This is a genomic window from Cupriavidus sp. HY129 (assembly GCF_059492215.1).
Window position 1 is genome coordinate 961,952 of record NZ_CP083254.1, and the last position, 14,640, is coordinate 976,591.

Sequence of the window (14,640 nt, forward strand, 5' to 3'; positions counted from 1 at the left end):
TTCCCGTAGATCGTCCGGACGGTGTGCCGGATTTGACCGTTTCGGGGGTGGCTGTCTTACACTATGCGCCGTTCCCATCCCCCACGCCACCCACGCCAAGCCATATGGCGGGCTGGCACCTGCCATGCACGGACGCGACCATCTCGATACATATTTACTGCGGGTGCTTCACACACTGCTGACCGAGCAGAGCGTGACGCGCACCGCCGTGCGCCTCGGCCAGTCGCAGCCCGCCATCAGCAACACGCTCAAGCGGCTGCGCGAAATCACCGGGGACGCCATTCTGGTGCGCGGCAAGAGCGGCATGGTGCCCACCGAGCGCGGCCGCGAACTGCTACTGCTGGCCGAGCAGAGTCTGGCCGCGATGGATCGCATCGCCCGTCCCCCGCAGCAGTTCGATCCGGCCACCACCACGCGGACGTTCCACCTCGGGGCGCCCGACTATCTTGACGCGTTCTTCCTGCCGAATATCGTCGAGCGCGTGCGGCGGCTGGCGCCGGGCGCGAAGCTGTTCGTCCACCCGATGACGCAGTCGACCGACTTTCTGGATGCGCTGGAGCAGGGCCACCTCGATCTCGTGGTCGGCAACTGGCTGTCGCCGCCCGAGCATCTGCATATCTCGCCGCTGTTCGATGACGAGGTCGTCTGCATGCTGGGCGCGCAGCACCCGCTGGCGCGTCACGGGCTGACGCTGCGCCACTACCTGGAAATGCCGCATCTGGCGCCGGCGCCGTATGCGTCGATGCAGCGCAGCATGATCGACCAGGCGCTGGCGGAGCAGGGCTACAAGCGGAATATCCAGGTCACGCTGCCGTATTTCGGGCTGGTGCCCTACGTGCTGATGAAGACGGACATGGTGTTCACCACGGGCCGGCAGTTTGCCGCGCATTACGCGCAGTACCTGCCGATCCGCATGGTGCCGTCGCCGGTGCAGTTCCCACGCATGCGCTTCTACCAGCTCTGGCACGAGCGTTGCCATGCGGCGCCGGACGTGATGTGGATGCGGCGGATGATTGCCGAGGTCGCGACGGATCTGCCACAGCTTCCACGGCTGGAGGCCACCGGGGCGGGCTGAGTCCGGCGCCCCCGTGGTTATGCCGGGACTTCAGCGCCGTCCCGGCTCCGGTTGCGTCGCCTGGTTACTTTGCCTTGTAGTCGGGGAAGAAGAGTTGTTCGCCCTCGACCTTGTAGCTGGCAATCGCGTCCTGGCCTTCCTTCGACGTGACCCATTCGACGAACTTCATCGCGTCGGCGTAGTTGATGCCGGGGTGCTTGGCCGGATTCACGGCGATCACGCCGTACGGATTGAACATCTGTGGGTCGCCCTGTAGCACGATGGCCAGGCCCGTCTTCGCGCGATACGCGCCGTAGGTAGCTCGGTCGGATAGCGTGTAGCCCGGGAGCTGGGCGGCCATCGTCAGCACTTCGCCCATGCCGAGCCCGGCGCTGACGTACCACGGCTGGCCCTTGGGCTCGATGCCAGCCTTCTTCCAGTAGTCCTTCTCCATCACGTCGGTGCCGGAATTGTCGCCGCGCGAGATGAACTTGCTGCCGCTGCCAACCAGCTTCTTGAATCCGGCGATGACGTCCTTCCCGCCCTTCAGGTTGGCCGGATCGTTTGCAGGGCCGACGACGATGAAGTCGTTGTACATCACGTCCCGACGGTTGACGCCGTAGCCGGCCGCGACGAATTCGTCTTCCATCTTGCGTGCGTGCACCAGCAGCACATCCACGTCGCCCATCTCGCCCATCTTCATGGCCTTGCCCGAGCCGACGGCGATCACCTTCACGTTGATGCCGGTTTTCTGCTCGAACTTCGGCAGCAGGTACTTGAGCAGCCCGGAATTCTCGGTGCTCGTGGTTGTGGCCATTTTCAGATCGGCAGCATTCACTGCGCCATATGCTGTCGAGAGCACAATGAATGCCAGCGCGGCCGTCGTGGCGGGTGAGGTGAGAAACCGGCGAATTGGGCGGGGAAGACGGCGATCAGACATGTGCAATTCCTTCTCTTATGTTTTCGGAAACACAATTTCCATAGCGACGATGCTTCATGGAGAATGCGCGAATCGTCGTGGAAACCGAGGCACACGATTGTCAATGAGCCTGTAGGCCTCGTAAATATGCAAGGCGAAACATATGACCTTCCGCTTTGACCTGTTCCCGGTCATTGCCGCCGATGACAACCCCCGCGCCAACGGCAAGGTGTTCCAGCTACTCAAGGCCGTGCGTGAAACGGGGTCGCTCCATCGGGCGGCACAGGAAATTGGACTTTCCTATCGTCATGCCTGGGGTGTGATGCGCACCTGGGAAGAGATGCTTGGCCGCTCGATGCTCGACATGGAGCGCGGGCGTGGCGCATCGCTGACGCGCTTCGGCGAACGGCTGCTACGGGCCGAACTGCGACTGCGCGAGACGATCGATCCGGCCGTGCAGAAGGCCATGGCCGATTTCCTGACCGATCTCGATGAGGCCGCGCGGCCTCAGACCGTGCTGCATTTCTCCGGCAGCCACGACCCGGCCGTGGAAACGCTGGCCGCCGCGCTCAGGGAAACGCCGGCGCCGCTGCAACTCGATACCGTGTTTTGCGGCAGCGTGGAAGGGCTGGTCTGCCTGCAGGAGCGGCAGTCGGAACTGGCTGGCTTTTATGTCTCGCCGATCCAGACCGCTGGTTCGGTGGCGCATGTGACACTGCGCAAGTGGCTGCGGCCGGCCACGGTGCGGCTGGTGCGGCTGGCGTGGCGCGAGCAGGGCTTGATCGTGGCGCCGGACATGGCGCGCGAGATCCGCGACCTGCGCGATCTGGCTCGCACCGGCGCGCGCTTCATCAACCGCCAGCGGAGTTCGGGCACGCGGATGCTGTTCGATCAGTTGCTGGCCACGCAGGGGTTGTATCCAGACCAGATCACCGGCTACGACGATCCCGAGTTCAGCAATGAGAAGGTGGCCGAAGCGGTGCACTCAGGCCGCGCGCAGGTCGCCTTTGGCCTGCGCATGAACGCTGAAGCGCACGGCCTGGCATTCGTCCCGCTAACCCGCGAGGCCTACTATCTGGCGCTGCGCAAGAACGACCAGACCGCGCCGTGGGTGACCGCGCTGCTGTCGCTGATTGCCGACCCGGCCTTCGCGCGACGCATCGAGCAACTTCCGGGATACACGGCGGCGGAACCGGCAGGCATCCTGACGCCGCAGCAGGCGTTGCCCTGGTACGGCGCGGACGGCAAGGAAGGGGCTTGATCCGGGCCTGAGAGGCGCCTGGGCGCAGGCGTATTACACTCTTCGCAAGTCCGCAGCGACAAATAGCGATAAACCGCGACAAACGCGAGGAGTGCAATGCTGGAAACCGCCGCGCTGGCCGCAGGCATGTCCTGGGCCAGCGGCATTCGTCTCTATCTGGCCGTGCTGACGGCTGGTGTGCTGGCCCGCCTTGGCTGGCTCGACCTGCCGTCAGGCCTGCACGTGCTCGAGTCCTGGTGGGTGATCGGCATTGCCGGCGCGATGGCCGCGGCCGAGTTCGTCGCGGACAAGGTGCCGGGCTTCGATACGGTCTGGGATGGCATTCAGACCTTCATCCGCATTCCCGCCGGGGCGATCCTGGCTGCCGCCGCATTCGGTCAGCTCGATCCCCAATGGATGGTGGCGGCCGGCCTGATCGGCGGCACGCTTGCCGGCACCGCCCACGCGACGAAGGCGGGCACGCGGGCATTGATCAATGTGTCGCCCGAACCATTTTCGAACTGGGTGGCCTCATTCACCGAAGACATCACCACGGCCGGCGGGCTGCTGCTGGCGTTCTTCCTGCCCGTGGTATTCCTGATCCTGCTGGTCCTGTTCCTGATCACTGCCGCATGGCTGCTGCCGAAGCTGTGGCGTGGCGTGCGGCGTCTGCACGCCGGGCTGCGCAGCAACGCGGACAACCAGCGCCCCTAGTGTCCCTATTGTCCCTAGTGCGCCGATACACCGATAGATAACCTGAACCGATCGCCGATGTCTGCCGAAACGACCGTCATAGCTTCTCAGCCGCGTTTTTCCGCCTGGCGGCAAGCCTTGCGCATGGCCCGCCGGGACTGGCTGGCCGGGGAACTGACACTGCTGTTGTTCGCGCTCGTGCTGGCCGTGGCGGCGCTGACCAGCGTGGGCTTTCTGGCGGACCGGATGCGTCTGGGCCTGGAGCGCGACGCGCGGCAGATGATCGCGGCCGATGTGCTGTTGATCTCCGACCAGCCATTCGACGCGGCTTTCGCCGAGCGCGCGCAGCATGATGGACTCCGGGTGGCGCAGACTGTCACGTTCCCGAGCATGGCCACGGCGCGCGTGAAAGGCGCGCCCGAACATGCCGAGGCACCGAGCCAGCTGGCGGCGCTGAAGGCGGTGACCGGCGACTATCCGCTGCGCGGCCGGCTCAAGGTGGCCAGTGCGCCGGGCGGCGCCGAGACGGTGGCGGAGGGCATTCCCGCCCCGGGCAAGGTGTGGGTCGACGAAGCGCTGCTGATCGCGCTCGGCCTGCATGTTGGCGACAGCCTGCAACTCGGCAGCAAGACGTTCTATATCGACCGGATTCTCACGCAGGAACTCGATCGTGGCGCGGGATTTATGAACTTCGCGCCGCGTGTGTTGTTGCCGCTGTCCGACCTTGATGCGACGAAGCTGATCGGCTGGGGCAGCCGTGTGACATACCGCTTGCTCGTTGCGGGATCCGATGCGGCAGGCGAGGGGTATCGGAAGTGGGCAACCGACGAAATCCAGCGCCGGCATCTGCGCAATACGCGCGTGGAGTCTCTGGAATCGGGGCAGCCGCAGATGCGTGCCACGCTCGATCGCGCCGAGCGTTTCCTGTCGCTGGTGGCGGTGCTGTCGGCGATGATCGCGGCGGTTGCCATCGCGATGTCCGCCCGCCGCTACATGCAGCGCCACACCGATGCCTGCGCGGTCTACAAGTGCCTGGGCCTGTCACGCCGGCAGATCCTGACCGCTTTCGCGATCGAATTCGCGCTGCTCGGCCTCGGCGGCGCGGTGGTGGGCGTGGTGCTGGGCTACCTGGCGCACTATGGATTGCTGATGTCACTCGGCGGGTTGCTGCAGGTGTCGTTGCCGCATCCGTCGGCGGTGCCCGCGCTGATCGGCGTGGCCGCGGGGCTGGTATTGCTGGTGGGCTTTGCATTGCCGCCGCTGCTGGCGCTGACGCGTGTGGCGCCGTTGCGTGTGCTGCGACGCGATATCGGCGTACCGCCCGTGTCCGTCTGGGTGGCCTATGCGCTCGGGCTCGGTGCTTTCGTGGCGCTGCTGCTCGTGGCGGCGCGCGACCTGAAGCTCGGGATGACCACGGCTGGTGGGTTTGTTGGCGCAGGTATCGCGTTTGCGGTGCTGGCGCTGGGCCTGCTGCACCTGCTATCGCGCGTGATGCGTGGCCGCGCGCGCGGCAATGTCGGCTGGCGCTTCGCGCTGGCCGTGCTCGAACGCCGCCGTGGCGTGACCGTGCTGCAGACCGTTGCGCTTGCCGTCGGGCTGATGGCGCTGTTGCTGCTGGGTATGACGCGCAACGACCTGATCGATTCCTGGCGCAACGCCACGCCGGCCAATGCGCCGAATCGCTTCATCATCAATATCCAGCCGGATCAACGCGATCCGCTGCAAGCGATGCTGGCAAAGGATGGCGTGGAAGATCTGCTCTATCCGATGGTGCGCGGCCGCCTGACGCAGATCGGCAGCCGGCCGATCCAGGCCGAGAGCTACCCGGAGGGACGCGCGCGCAATCTGGTGGAGCGCGAGTTCAACCTGTCGTACATGGACCGGCTTCCCGAAGGCAATCAAGTCACCTCGGGCCGCTGGGACGAAGGTGGCGCGTCGGTGGAAGAGGGCATCGCCAAGACGCTACATATCCAGCTTGGCGACACGTTGCGGTTCGATGTGGCCGGGCAGACCGTCGAGGCACCCGTTACGTCGCTGCGTAAGCTCGACTGGGGCTCGATGCGCGTGAATTTCTTCGTGATTCTGCCGACGGCCAAGATGCAGGGCTTGCCCGAGACCTACATCACCGCGTTCCATCTGCCGCCCGCCAAGGCCGCGCTTGGCAATCAGCTTGCCGCTGCATTCCCGAACATCACAGTCGTGAACACCGACTTGATCCTGCGGCAGATCCAGCAGGTCCTGGACCAGGTGATTGCCGCCGTGGAGTTCCTGTTCGTCTTCACGCTGCTGGCTGGCGTGACCGTGCTCTATGCGGCGCTATCCGGTGCGCGTGACGAGCGCAAGCGCGATGCCGGGCTGCTCAAGGCGCTAGGCGCGTCGGCGGCGCTGGTACGCCAGACCCAGTACGCGGAATTCCTCGTGGTCGGCGGACTGGCGGGGCTGCTGGCCAGCGTCGGCGCGATCGGGGTGGGTTGGGGCCTGTCGCAGTACGTGTTCGACTTCCCGTACCGATTCAACGTCTGGATCGTACCGGTCGGCGTGGTTTCTGGCATGATCTGCGCTTTTGCGGGCGGCTGGCTCGGTTTGCGCGAGGTATTGCGGCAACCGGCGCTGGCGACGCTGCGCGACGTCTGATTTCCCTGTATCGCCATGAGCACCGAATCCACCAACCCGCCCGACGGGCAGTCCAACCAGCCCGAGGAGCAGCGGGAACAGATTACCGCGTACGAACTGATCGGCGGCGAGGCGCGCGTGCGCGAACTGGTCGATCGTTTCTACGACCTGATGGACCTGGAGACGGAGTTCGCCGGCCTGCGCGCGCTGCATCCGCACTCGCTGGAGGGTTCGCGCGACAAGCTGTTCTGGTTCCTGTGCGGTTGGCTGGGCGGGCCGAATTACTTTATCGAGCGCTTCGGCCATCCCCGCCTGCGTGCGCGCCACCTGCCGTTCGAGATCGGCACCAGCGAACGTGACCAGTGGATGCGTTGCATGGCACTGGCGATGCAGGACGTGGGGCTGTCGGAAGATCTGCAGATGCGGCTGATGCAGGCGTTGTTCCAGACTGCGGACTGGATGGTCAACCAACAATCGTTAGTAAGGAAGTTAGATTGACTGACCGGCCGGGGTGTTGTTGTTTGGTCTGTATCTATCTAGTTGGTAGATAGGGAGGGTAACTTCCTCGGAAACACGCACGATTGCCCACAACATATCAACACATTATCAACAGGGTTATCCACAGATATGTGTGCGACGTTGGACGTTTGGGATGGCCGGGAAGTGCATGTCTCTGGTGCCCTGCCGCCAATCTGCTGCGGCAAAATGCCTATGCACCATTTGCGTGAACGCTGTCCGCTTTTCCTGGTTTCGGCTGAGGCGTCGCTGGAGGGGCTGATTCGCGCACCGGCGTGCATGTAGACCCACGCGTGCGATCAGCCTAGATCGCCGGCACGTTGCTCTCTCTGGGGTCTACCAGCAAGCAGTCAGGCTGACCGAGGCATGTGTGTATTACATGATTCGTCGTCGGATGAAGTGATCGAGTCCAAGAGATCGCCATCTCAGCCTGCTTGTGGACGGTTCCATTAAACTCTGCACAAGGCAATAAAGCTCACACAAGCCAATAATGTTTGCCCATATTTCCCTGCCGTAAATTGAGTGGGGGAACTCTTACCGACGGCGCGATTGTCACCTGGTACCAGCACGTTGTTTGCACGTAGCGATTCGCATGGAATTGGGTAAGACGTCCGGACAAAAAAGCTGCGACGGCAATCGCGCTACGTCTAGCAGCGGTGATCAATTGCTTCCGAGAACGCACGCGTGTTCCAACGTTTGCAAGCGATAAAGCGGGGCACCTGGCGACCGCGCCCGTTGCGGACAGACTCGATTCTGAGGCTTTGGACAATAGGGCTGGCCAGTACCAGTTTGGTCGACCGTCGAATACAGATCACACTTTTGCTACAGGCAGTGCGGTCTGCCTAGCGCATTAAGACTCTCGCTGAGTCATTTGCAATCCCTCCGCGCGTCGTAACAACTCTGACAGGGTTAGCGACAATCCACGTGCTAGAGCTTCCATTGTCAGCAGACGAGCCTCTGCTGCACCTCGCTCAAGTTTGCTTAGCGAAACCGAATGCACACCGGATCGCTCACTTAGTTCTTGTTGAGTGAGGCCGGCTTGTTCGCGGGCGATTCGGACGGCATGCCCGAATGCATGAGGGAGGTCCATCCTATCGATAGGTGATCTTAGAGTACCTCTTTCTACCGATAGACGAGTGCGGGGTACAGAACTTACTAGCTAAGAATTTAGTGTTTACGCTAAACTTGTCCTGTGTGACGCTGAGAAGTGTCGGGCGGGCTTGCCGAGGCCTTAATTTCAACCACTCCACTCAACCTCGATGTCGCCTGGGATGCCCTTTGAGATTTGAGAGTGGAAGCGGAACCTAAAACGCATCAAGGTCACGCAGCCCAGCCTTTTGATTTTTGGCGAGCTTTGCACGAGCAGGCCTTGCTCAGTACCGAATGATCGCCGGAAGAGTATGGCCGTGATCAGAGTGCGGGCCATGACGTGCGACGCAGATGGAGTCGATAACCGTGCTGCGCCTTACTGTCGAATTGTTGCCGAACGGCGGCACTGTAGGTCGCTGTGTTCTTGCGGTCGGCGAGATTGTGCGTACGCGTGGCGGCGCGGCCGCCGATTATCGGGTCTTGCTTGGAGACGAACTTCTGCCAGACACGATGACGGGCGAAGTGCGCGATTACCCCCGCTGGTCCGCGAGCATCTGGGATCTGGTGGCTCGCGCCGTATGTGTCGACGAGGCGCTGCCCCAGCGGCCAACCGTGCCAGATGTGCCGATCCACCGGTCCAGTGAATCCAATATTCCCTATGTCCGGCTGCGGGAGATCCCCGAGCCGGCTCGCACGTTCTTCGCTGAAAACATTCGGTACCCGACGGTGCCGGGGATCCGCGAGGATCCGTTTCCGAGGGACTGCGCCTATGCGTGGGATTGGGAGGACTTCTTGAATGGACACCGCTGAACGAAAGCTGAATTGGACGTGCTCCTTTCGTCTGGCCTTCGATTTCCCGTAGGAGAGTCAAGCATGCTTTGGGGTACCGGTTCTGTGGCCAGTAAGCCAACGTTTCACCTGGGTGGCTGGAGCGTTGTGCAGACGGACGCCGGCGAAGAACATCTGGTTGGCATCGATCTCGATACCGGCGCCGGCCAGGTGAGTAGCACCATCATTCGCATTGATGTCTCGACCATGCGCTGTCAGACGGCAAGTGGTCGCATCTATGTTTTGCACGAGACGGAGGGGCTCTCTACCCGCGAAGCCTGGTATGTATGGGAAGCCTGGTGCCGAGTCAACCACGTCAGGAGCTGGACCGATGTCACCCCACACTATCGCAAGACCGTGAGGCCGGAGTGAGGGCCCTCGTGCCACAGCAGACAACCCGTTCTCGGTTCCTTAGTAATTCCAAGTAAATGGTTTCCCGATGCTGGTAACAAAATTCGAATGGCATTTGAATGTCCTTGAGGACGAGACTGGCGCACAGGTGGCCTCGTGGAAGGCGGTCGTAGCGACGTTTGATACGACGCCGTTCCTGCTGCACTACGCGGGCGGGGCGCAGGAGGAGGCGCCCACTGTCGTGTTCGTACCCACTATTGGCATCTTGATGAAAGAACTCGAACGGTTACCAAGTCTCGATCGAGTGAAGGTCGACGCTATCTTGCCGATGCGCGGATGCCAGGCCGTGCGCGAATTGTGGGTTTACGAGTGCGAGGACGATGCAGCGCACTATGCTTATGTGAGTCGGGAAGGTTCTCTGGAACCCTGTATATCCGCACAACACCGGCCGATGGCCAACCTGAAGCGCAAGTTCGTGCTCGGACGTCAGCGCAATGGTGGGTCACGCATCCGCGTCGAGTGCGCTGCGGTTTCTAGCGGCGCCAGTTGCCTGCGGCTGGCATGAGGTCTTGCGCGGGAAATCGAGTAGGCCGTAACCGGAACATCGCCAACGGTGAGGGCTGAGGACCGCTGCCACATGCGAGAATTGGCGCTGGCCCAGCGATGGGCTTGGCAAGATGGACCTAACGCTGCGCCGACGCTGGAGAGTGCTATGAAAACGCCGCCTGTTGACGGGGAAATCTGGCGATCCGTGGGGACCACGAGCGACCCGCGGGCGTCCGTCTTGTTGGCAATCCTGTTGCTTGGCCAAGCGCAGATCGAGCAAGGAAATTTCGTTGAAACCGAGGGAGTTTTCGCGGAACTCGATGAACTGGACAGGCAGGAAGGAATCTCTGGTGGGCCTCGAGGTCACTAACGGAAGAGCGCCTGGCGGCGCGACAAGCGAAGTGTCGGCGCGTCGCGCGCCGGCCGATCGCAGTCGTTGGCGTTTCAGTGCGAGGGTTACCGTAGGCAACTGGAGCGACCCGGCTGATTAAAAGAGACAAGTTGTGCAAGCGATGCTGCCACAGGCTCAACCTAGGAGTTTCACGAAGTCATGAAAAGTGAGAAGTTTCATTTGGGATAAAACTCAATGAAACTTTTGGCTGGCCCGTGGCCCGTGGCCACGTGGCCCGTGGCCCGTGGCCCGTGGCCCGTATCGTGACGATATCCGAGCCGGCCCTCGCTCAAGCATGCTTGTGGGGTACAGAGTCTTTGGCAAGCAAGCCGACGTTTCATTTGGGTGACTGGAGTGTCTTGCAGATGGATGCTGGCGATGCGCATCCGGTTGGCATAGATCTCGATACTGGTGCAGGTCAGGTGAGCAGCACCATCATTCGCTTTGACGCGTCGGCCATGCGCTGCGAAACAGCGAGCGGCGGCATCTAGTGTGGGAAGGCTGGTGTCAGGTCAACGGCGTCAAACGCTGGACAGTCACTGCTCGATATCGTCAGGGCGGCTCGTCGGCGCGACTACTCCCGTCAACACCTTGAAAAGGAAAAGCATGGGCGAATATTCCATCGATGAGCCGAAGATTGCTAACATGCTGGCGATGCCTGGACACGAAGAGATCGAACTTGATATCCCTCGTCATGCTGAACTTGCTCGTCCAGCGGATGCGGCAACGCTCGGCGACGAACCCGAGCCAGAACGAAGCGAGAGGAGCCGTATGCTGATGCTGGCCGATGCCGAGAAAGGCATAAAAGATGCACTCGAAGGCCGGGTTCGCTCTTTTGAGCAGATACGGGAAGTGATGGGTCGGCGCCGCTGACACTGAGCGATGAGGAAAGAGCGCCCCCTTTCGCTACCTCTGAGGCTAGGCGAACGACCGCGTTGCATCGGCCGCGCAGCGACGCAGGTGGATGCCAATCGCACTTCTCCTATCCCGCCATCGCTATGTGCCACGACCGATGGTTCTAGACCGGTCGTGATGTCAGCCACTATCACAACACTTCCTGGGCAACGTGCTCCATGAGGGCGGCGCGACGGCTGTTGCCGACCCACTCCGGTCACACAGCTTTCTCTGAACCGGTCAGTCAGCCAAACTCAGCTTCTGCGAGCTGGCGTGCCAACAAGCGGCCGTTGGCGACCTCATCCAATCGGCCAGTTTCGGTCGGTCGACCTCGCTGTCTAATTTGAGTAGCCGAGGTCTCGTCCGTCCTCGCTCAACGACCGATTTCAGGCGAGCGAATCGCCGGTGGTCCTGCCTCAACCCGGCCAACAACCGCCGTCCGGCTTCCGGGATGCCAATGGCAGCTTTCGAGCGTGTGAGTCAGTCAATCCCGGGGCTCGGTGCCCGCGGTAACGATAGGACAATGGAGGTGCCCCTGTCCGCCTCTAAATTAAATTGCCTCAGATCGCGGCAATGGCTCAAAGCGTCACGACGATCTTTCCAATCTGCTGGTTGGATTCGAGATACCGGTGTGCCGCCACGATGTCGTCGAACGCAAAGCTGCGATCGATCACCGGATTGAGTGCGCCACAAGCAAGCCCGTCGAGAATGAAGCGGCAAGCTCGGGCGAGGCGCTCGGCATCACCCACCACTTCGCTGAACACGTAGCCACGTACGCTGAGGCTCTTGCGCAACGCTGTCTTGAGCGGAAACAGCGTAGGTTCTGGGCTCAACGCTCCATGCACGATCAATACGCCCATCGGGCTCATGACTTCGGCGATGTCAGCCAATTGCGGGCCGCCGACAGCATCAAAAGCAGCGCGTAGCCCATTTTCCCCCACGATTGCCTGCAGGCGTCCCAGAAGGGATTCTTCTTCCGTGGCAATGACATGTGCCGCACCCGCAGCCATCACCGCCGATTTTTTGTCACGGGTGAGCGTAGTCGCAATTGGTATCGCGCCCAGCAACTTGGCTATCTGTATCGCCCCTAGGCCAACACTGCTTGATGCCGCGGTAATTAGCACCGTGTCTCCTTGGCCCAAGTCTGCAATCTCAACCAACGCGCCGTAGGGTGTCAGGTATTGCATCCACGCGGCGGCCGCTTCGGCGAATGACAACCTTGCCGGCTTGAGCACCAGATGTTGCTGTGGCACGACCAGCTCATCCGCGTAGCTGCCATGACGAGAAGCCCCTAGTTGTGGGACGACGCACACCGCGTCGCCCACTAGCAGGTCCGTCACGGCATCGCCGACCTCGATCACAACCCCCGCGGCCTCATAGCCGAGGGTCGATGGCAGCTTCGCCGTCTCGATGTACTGGCCACGCCTGAACATGGCATCCGCACGATTGAGCGCGAGTGCCTTGACGGCAACGCGTACGTCGGTTGACCCAAGTGCTGAGCGGCGCATAGTCTCGATCTGCAAGACTTCAGGCCCGCCCAATTGGTGAAAGCGCACAACACGCACGCTGCTCAAATCGGCTCCCATGCTCATGCTCGATGGTTCCCCATAGCTGAAACGGCGTCCGCCAAGAGCAGGACGCCATGCTTGTAGCTTGTATTGCGAACTCAGGAAGCAATAACGTCGATCACGACCTTGACGTTCGCGCCCTGCTCGACAGCGTCGTGCGCGGCCATTGCGGTATCGAGGGTGAAGTGTCGCGCGTCGAGTACCGGGCGGACCTTGCCCGCTTCAATCAATTCGGCGACGCGACGCAGAATATCCCCGTGATGAGCGCGGCGTTCGCCGCTGAGCATCGGATGCAGCACGAAAACACCGCTGATGTCAGCCGAACGCAGTGAAGACATCGCCAGGTTGTGCGGCCCGAACGCCGCACAACTCACGATTCGGCCGTAGTGGCGCGTTGCACCGAGCGATGCTTCCAGCGTGGGCCCGCCTACGGTGTCGTAGACGATGTCGAAACCCTCGCCGCCGGTGTAGTCCTGCACGTATTGCTCGATACCGACCTTCGTGTAGTCGATTGCTGTGGCGCCCAACTCGCGCACCATTTCCAGTTTCTCGGTACATGCCGTCGCGAACACCTCGGCACCAAGTGCCTTCGCAATCTGTACTGCCAAGTGACCAACGCCGCCGGAGCCTCCCTGCACCAGGACTTTCTGGCCCGGTTGGACATTGGCGCGATCAACCAGGCCTTCCCACGCAGTCAGCGCCACTAGAGGAATTGCCGCGGCTTCACGCATTGACAGGTTCTTCGGCTTAGGCGCTAGCAAGGCGGCGTCAACATTAGCGTACTCGGCCAGCGATCCTTGCAAGCCACGCACGCCTCCGGTCAGGCCGTAGACGTGATCGCCAACGGCAAAAGCACTGACGCTAGGTCCAATGGCAACGATCTCGCCAGCCATATCGGTTCCGAGCACGGCCGGAAGCTCTGGCATTGCGTACGGCGCCTGTCCGGTCCGGATCTTGTAGTCGATCGGATTGACGCCGCTGGCATGGATTTTCACCTGCACGTGGCCGGGCTTTGGCGGAGCCAGGTCGATGCGAGCATCGCGGAACGGCGAGCCGTCGTAGTTATCTAGGATCAGGGCTCGCATGTTGGTCGTGGTAGTCATCAGGCTTACTTCAAATAGCAATCAGTAGGGGGAGTCGTCCGACGCAAGGCCGGACGGTCAAGCGGCTGTGATCAGAATTCCTGCACCGTGGGGCGCAGAACGATCTCATTGATATCGACATCGGCCGGCTGTTCGATGGCGTAGGCAATGGCGCGCGCCACCGAGGCGGCAGGGATGGCCATCTTGTAGAAGTCCTTCACGAAATCTGAACTTTGTTCATGCGAACTACCTAGCTTGAGTTCAGAATCGATCGCTCCCGGCTCGATGGTCGTCGTGCGAATGGCTCCACCAACCTCATGCCGCAAGCCCTCGGAGATCGCGCGCACGGCAAATTTGGTGCCGCTATACACGGTGCCACCAGGGCTGAAGACCTTGATACCGGCAACCGACGCGATGTTGATGAAGTGGCCGCTGCCCTGCCGCTCGAAGACGGGCAATGCCGCAGCAATGCCGTGCAGCACCCCCTTGACGTTGATGTCGATCATGCGTTCCCACTCGTCAACCTTCAGCTCTGACAGTGGTGCGATGGCCATCAAGCCAGCGTTATTGACCAGCACGTCAACGCGACCGAATACGCTCACCGCCTTGTCAATCAGCGCTTTCACATCGCTGGCGCGTGTTACGTCAGTCTCTACGACTTCGGCTTTGCCACCGGCCTTGATGATGTCTTGCGCAATGGCGTGCAGCTTGTCGGCGCGGCGCGCGCCCAGTACCACCGATGCGCCCAGGCCGCTCAGATGACGTGCCGTCGCTTCGCCCAAACCGCTACTGGCGCCGGTAATGACGATGACTTTGCCTGCGATATTCATGATTTGCTCCTGATGTGACGGAAGGA

General features: G+C 61.8%; 15 protein-coding genes. 10 read left to right on the plus strand and 5 right to left on the minus strand.

What is annotated here, in order from left to right; genetic code table 11:
• Nucleotides 1-124: 124 nt before the first annotated feature.
• Complete coding sequence (locus K6G35_RS04450; protein ID WP_008649783.1) at nucleotides 125-1,075, plus strand: LysR substrate-binding domain-containing protein; 951 nt, start codon at nucleotides 125-127, stop codon at nucleotides 1,073-1,075.
• Nucleotides 1,076-1,139: 64 nt separating this feature from the next.
• On the opposite strand, the gene K6G35_RS04455 is transcribed toward K6G35_RS04450, so the two are convergent.
• Nucleotides 1,140-1,994: an ABC transporter substrate-binding protein gene (locus K6G35_RS04455; RefSeq protein WP_035881655.1), complete on the minus strand. Its 855-nt coding sequence runs from the start codon at nucleotides 1,992-1,994 to the stop codon at nucleotides 1,140-1,142.
• 142 nt (nucleotides 1,995-2,136) lie between these two features.
• On the opposite strand from K6G35_RS04455, the gene K6G35_RS04460 reads away from it, so the two are divergent.
• From K6G35_RS04460 to K6G35_RS04475, 4 genes are all read left to right on the plus strand, one after another.
• Nucleotides 2,137-3,234, plus strand: coding sequence for a substrate-binding domain-containing protein (locus K6G35_RS04460; protein ID WP_008649785.1), 1,098 nt, complete (start codon nucleotides 2,137-2,139; stop codon nucleotides 3,232-3,234).
• A 96-nt stretch (nucleotides 3,235-3,330) separates the two neighbouring features.
• Complete coding sequence (locus K6G35_RS04465) at nucleotides 3,331-3,927, plus strand: DUF4126 domain-containing protein (RefSeq protein ID WP_035881657.1); 597 nt, start codon at nucleotides 3,331-3,333, stop codon at nucleotides 3,925-3,927.
• A gap of 57 nt (nucleotides 3,928-3,984) precedes the next feature.
• Entirely contained in the window at nucleotides 3,985-6,540 is a 2,556-nt protein-coding gene (locus tag K6G35_RS04470; protein WP_040011197.1) for an ABC transporter permease, read from the plus strand.
• Nucleotides 6,541-6,555: 15 nt separating this feature from the next.
• The gene (locus K6G35_RS04475; protein ID WP_495676136.1) at nucleotides 6,556-7,017 is read left to right on the plus strand and encodes a group II truncated hemoglobin; all 462 of its coding nucleotides are present in this window, start codon (nucleotides 6,556-6,558) and stop codon (nucleotides 7,015-7,017) included.
• A gap of 868 nt (nucleotides 7,018-7,885) precedes the next feature.
• Here K6G35_RS04475 and K6G35_RS04480 read toward each other — a convergent pair.
• Nucleotides 7,886-8,125 carry a helix-turn-helix domain-containing protein gene (locus tag K6G35_RS04480; RefSeq protein WP_080709673.1) on the minus strand — a complete coding sequence of 80 codons (240 nt, stop codon included), beginning with the start codon at nucleotides 8,123-8,125 and terminating at the stop codon, nucleotides 7,886-7,888.
• Nucleotides 8,126-8,475: 350 nt separating this feature from the next.
• Here K6G35_RS04480 and K6G35_RS04485 point away from each other — a divergent pair, with 350 nt between their 5' ends.
• From K6G35_RS04485 to K6G35_RS04505, 5 genes are all read left to right on the plus strand, one after another.
• On the plus strand, nucleotides 8,476-8,934 hold the full coding sequence (locus K6G35_RS04485; protein ID WP_324608883.1) for a hypothetical protein: 459 nt from the start codon (nucleotides 8,476-8,478) through the stop codon (nucleotides 8,932-8,934).
• 63 nt (nucleotides 8,935-8,997) lie between these two features.
• Nucleotides 8,998-9,324, plus strand: a complete 327-nt coding sequence (locus K6G35_RS04490; RefSeq protein WP_035881662.1) for a hypothetical protein — start codon at nucleotides 8,998-9,000, stop codon at nucleotides 9,322-9,324.
• A gap of 67 nt (nucleotides 9,325-9,391) precedes the next feature.
• The gene (locus tag K6G35_RS04495) at nucleotides 9,392-9,868 is read left to right on the plus strand and encodes a hypothetical protein (protein WP_495676137.1); all 477 of its coding nucleotides are present in this window, start codon (nucleotides 9,392-9,394) and stop codon (nucleotides 9,866-9,868) included.
• A 737-nt stretch (nucleotides 9,869-10,605) separates the two neighbouring features.
• Nucleotides 10,606-10,731, plus strand: a complete 126-nt coding sequence (locus K6G35_RS04500; RefSeq protein ID WP_495676138.1) for a hypothetical protein — start codon at nucleotides 10,606-10,608, stop codon at nucleotides 10,729-10,731.
• 115 nt (nucleotides 10,732-10,846) lie between these two features.
• Nucleotides 10,847-11,113, plus strand: coding sequence for a hypothetical protein (locus K6G35_RS04505; protein ID WP_035881666.1), 267 nt, complete (start codon nucleotides 10,847-10,849; stop codon nucleotides 11,111-11,113).
• Between the two features lie 599 nt (nucleotides 11,114-11,712).
• Here the strand turns inward: K6G35_RS04505 and K6G35_RS04510 are convergent.
• From K6G35_RS04510 to K6G35_RS04520, 3 genes are all read right to left on the minus strand, one after another.
• On the minus strand, nucleotides 11,713-12,726 hold the full coding sequence (locus K6G35_RS04510) for a zinc-dependent alcohol dehydrogenase family protein (RefSeq protein WP_234706945.1): 1,014 nt from the start codon (nucleotides 12,724-12,726) through the stop codon (nucleotides 11,713-11,715).
• Nucleotides 12,727-12,800: 74 nt separating this feature from the next.
• On the minus strand, nucleotides 12,801-13,805 hold the full coding sequence (locus K6G35_RS04515; protein ID WP_035881667.1) for a zinc-dependent alcohol dehydrogenase family protein: 1,005 nt from the start codon (nucleotides 13,803-13,805) through the stop codon (nucleotides 12,801-12,803).
• 71 nt (nucleotides 13,806-13,876) lie between these two features.
• Complete coding sequence (locus K6G35_RS04520) at nucleotides 13,877-14,614, minus strand: SDR family oxidoreductase (RefSeq protein WP_495676332.1); 738 nt, start codon at nucleotides 14,612-14,614, stop codon at nucleotides 13,877-13,879.
• Nucleotides 14,615-14,640: the final 26 nt, after the last annotated feature.

Excerpts from the sequence above, each read along its gene's own strand:
- K6G35_RS04485 (WP_324608883.1), top strand. The coding sequence starts at position 8,476 with ATGGAGTCGATAACCGTGCTGCGCCTTACTGTCGAATTGTTGCCGAAC.
- K6G35_RS04500 (WP_495676138.1), top strand. The coding sequence starts at position 10,606 with ATGGATGCTGGCGATGCGCATCCGGTTGGCATAGATCTCGATACTGGT.
- K6G35_RS04480 (WP_080709673.1), bottom strand. The coding sequence starts at position 8,125 with ATGGACCTCCCTCATGCATTCGGGCATGCCGTCCGAATCGCCCGCGAA.
- K6G35_RS04460 (WP_008649785.1), top strand. The coding sequence starts at position 2,137 with ATGACCTTCCGCTTTGACCTGTTCCCGGTCATTGCCGCCGATGACAAC.
- K6G35_RS04470 (WP_040011197.1), top strand. The coding sequence starts at position 3,985 with ATGTCTGCCGAAACGACCGTCATAGCTTCTCAGCCGCGTTTTTCCGCC.
- K6G35_RS04510 (WP_234706945.1), bottom strand. The coding sequence starts at position 12,726 with ATGAGCATGGGAGCCGATTTGAGCAGCGTGCGTGTTGTGCGCTTTCAC.
- K6G35_RS04450 (WP_008649783.1), top strand. The coding sequence starts at position 125 with ATGCACGGACGCGACCATCTCGATACATATTTACTGCGGGTGCTTCAC.
- K6G35_RS04505 (WP_035881666.1), top strand. The coding sequence starts at position 10,847 with ATGGGCGAATATTCCATCGATGAGCCGAAGATTGCTAACATGCTGGCG.
- K6G35_RS04455 (WP_035881655.1), bottom strand. The coding sequence starts at position 1,994 with ATGTCTGATCGCCGTCTTCCCCGCCCAATTCGCCGGTTTCTCACCTCA.
- K6G35_RS04490 (WP_035881662.1), top strand. The coding sequence starts at position 8,998 with ATGCTTTGGGGTACCGGTTCTGTGGCCAGTAAGCCAACGTTTCACCTG.
- K6G35_RS04475 (WP_495676136.1), top strand. The coding sequence starts at position 6,556 with ATGAGCACCGAATCCACCAACCCGCCCGACGGGCAGTCCAACCAGCCC.
- K6G35_RS04515 (WP_035881667.1), bottom strand. The coding sequence starts at position 13,805 with ATGACTACCACGACCAACATGCGAGCCCTGATCCTAGATAACTACGAC.
- K6G35_RS04495 (WP_495676137.1), top strand. The coding sequence starts at position 9,392 with ATGCTGGTAACAAAATTCGAATGGCATTTGAATGTCCTTGAGGACGAG.
- K6G35_RS04465 (WP_035881657.1), top strand. The coding sequence starts at position 3,331 with ATGCTGGAAACCGCCGCGCTGGCCGCAGGCATGTCCTGGGCCAGCGGC.
- K6G35_RS04520 (WP_495676332.1), bottom strand. The coding sequence starts at position 14,614 with ATGAATATCGCAGGCAAAGTCATCGTCATTACCGGCGCCAGTAGCGGT.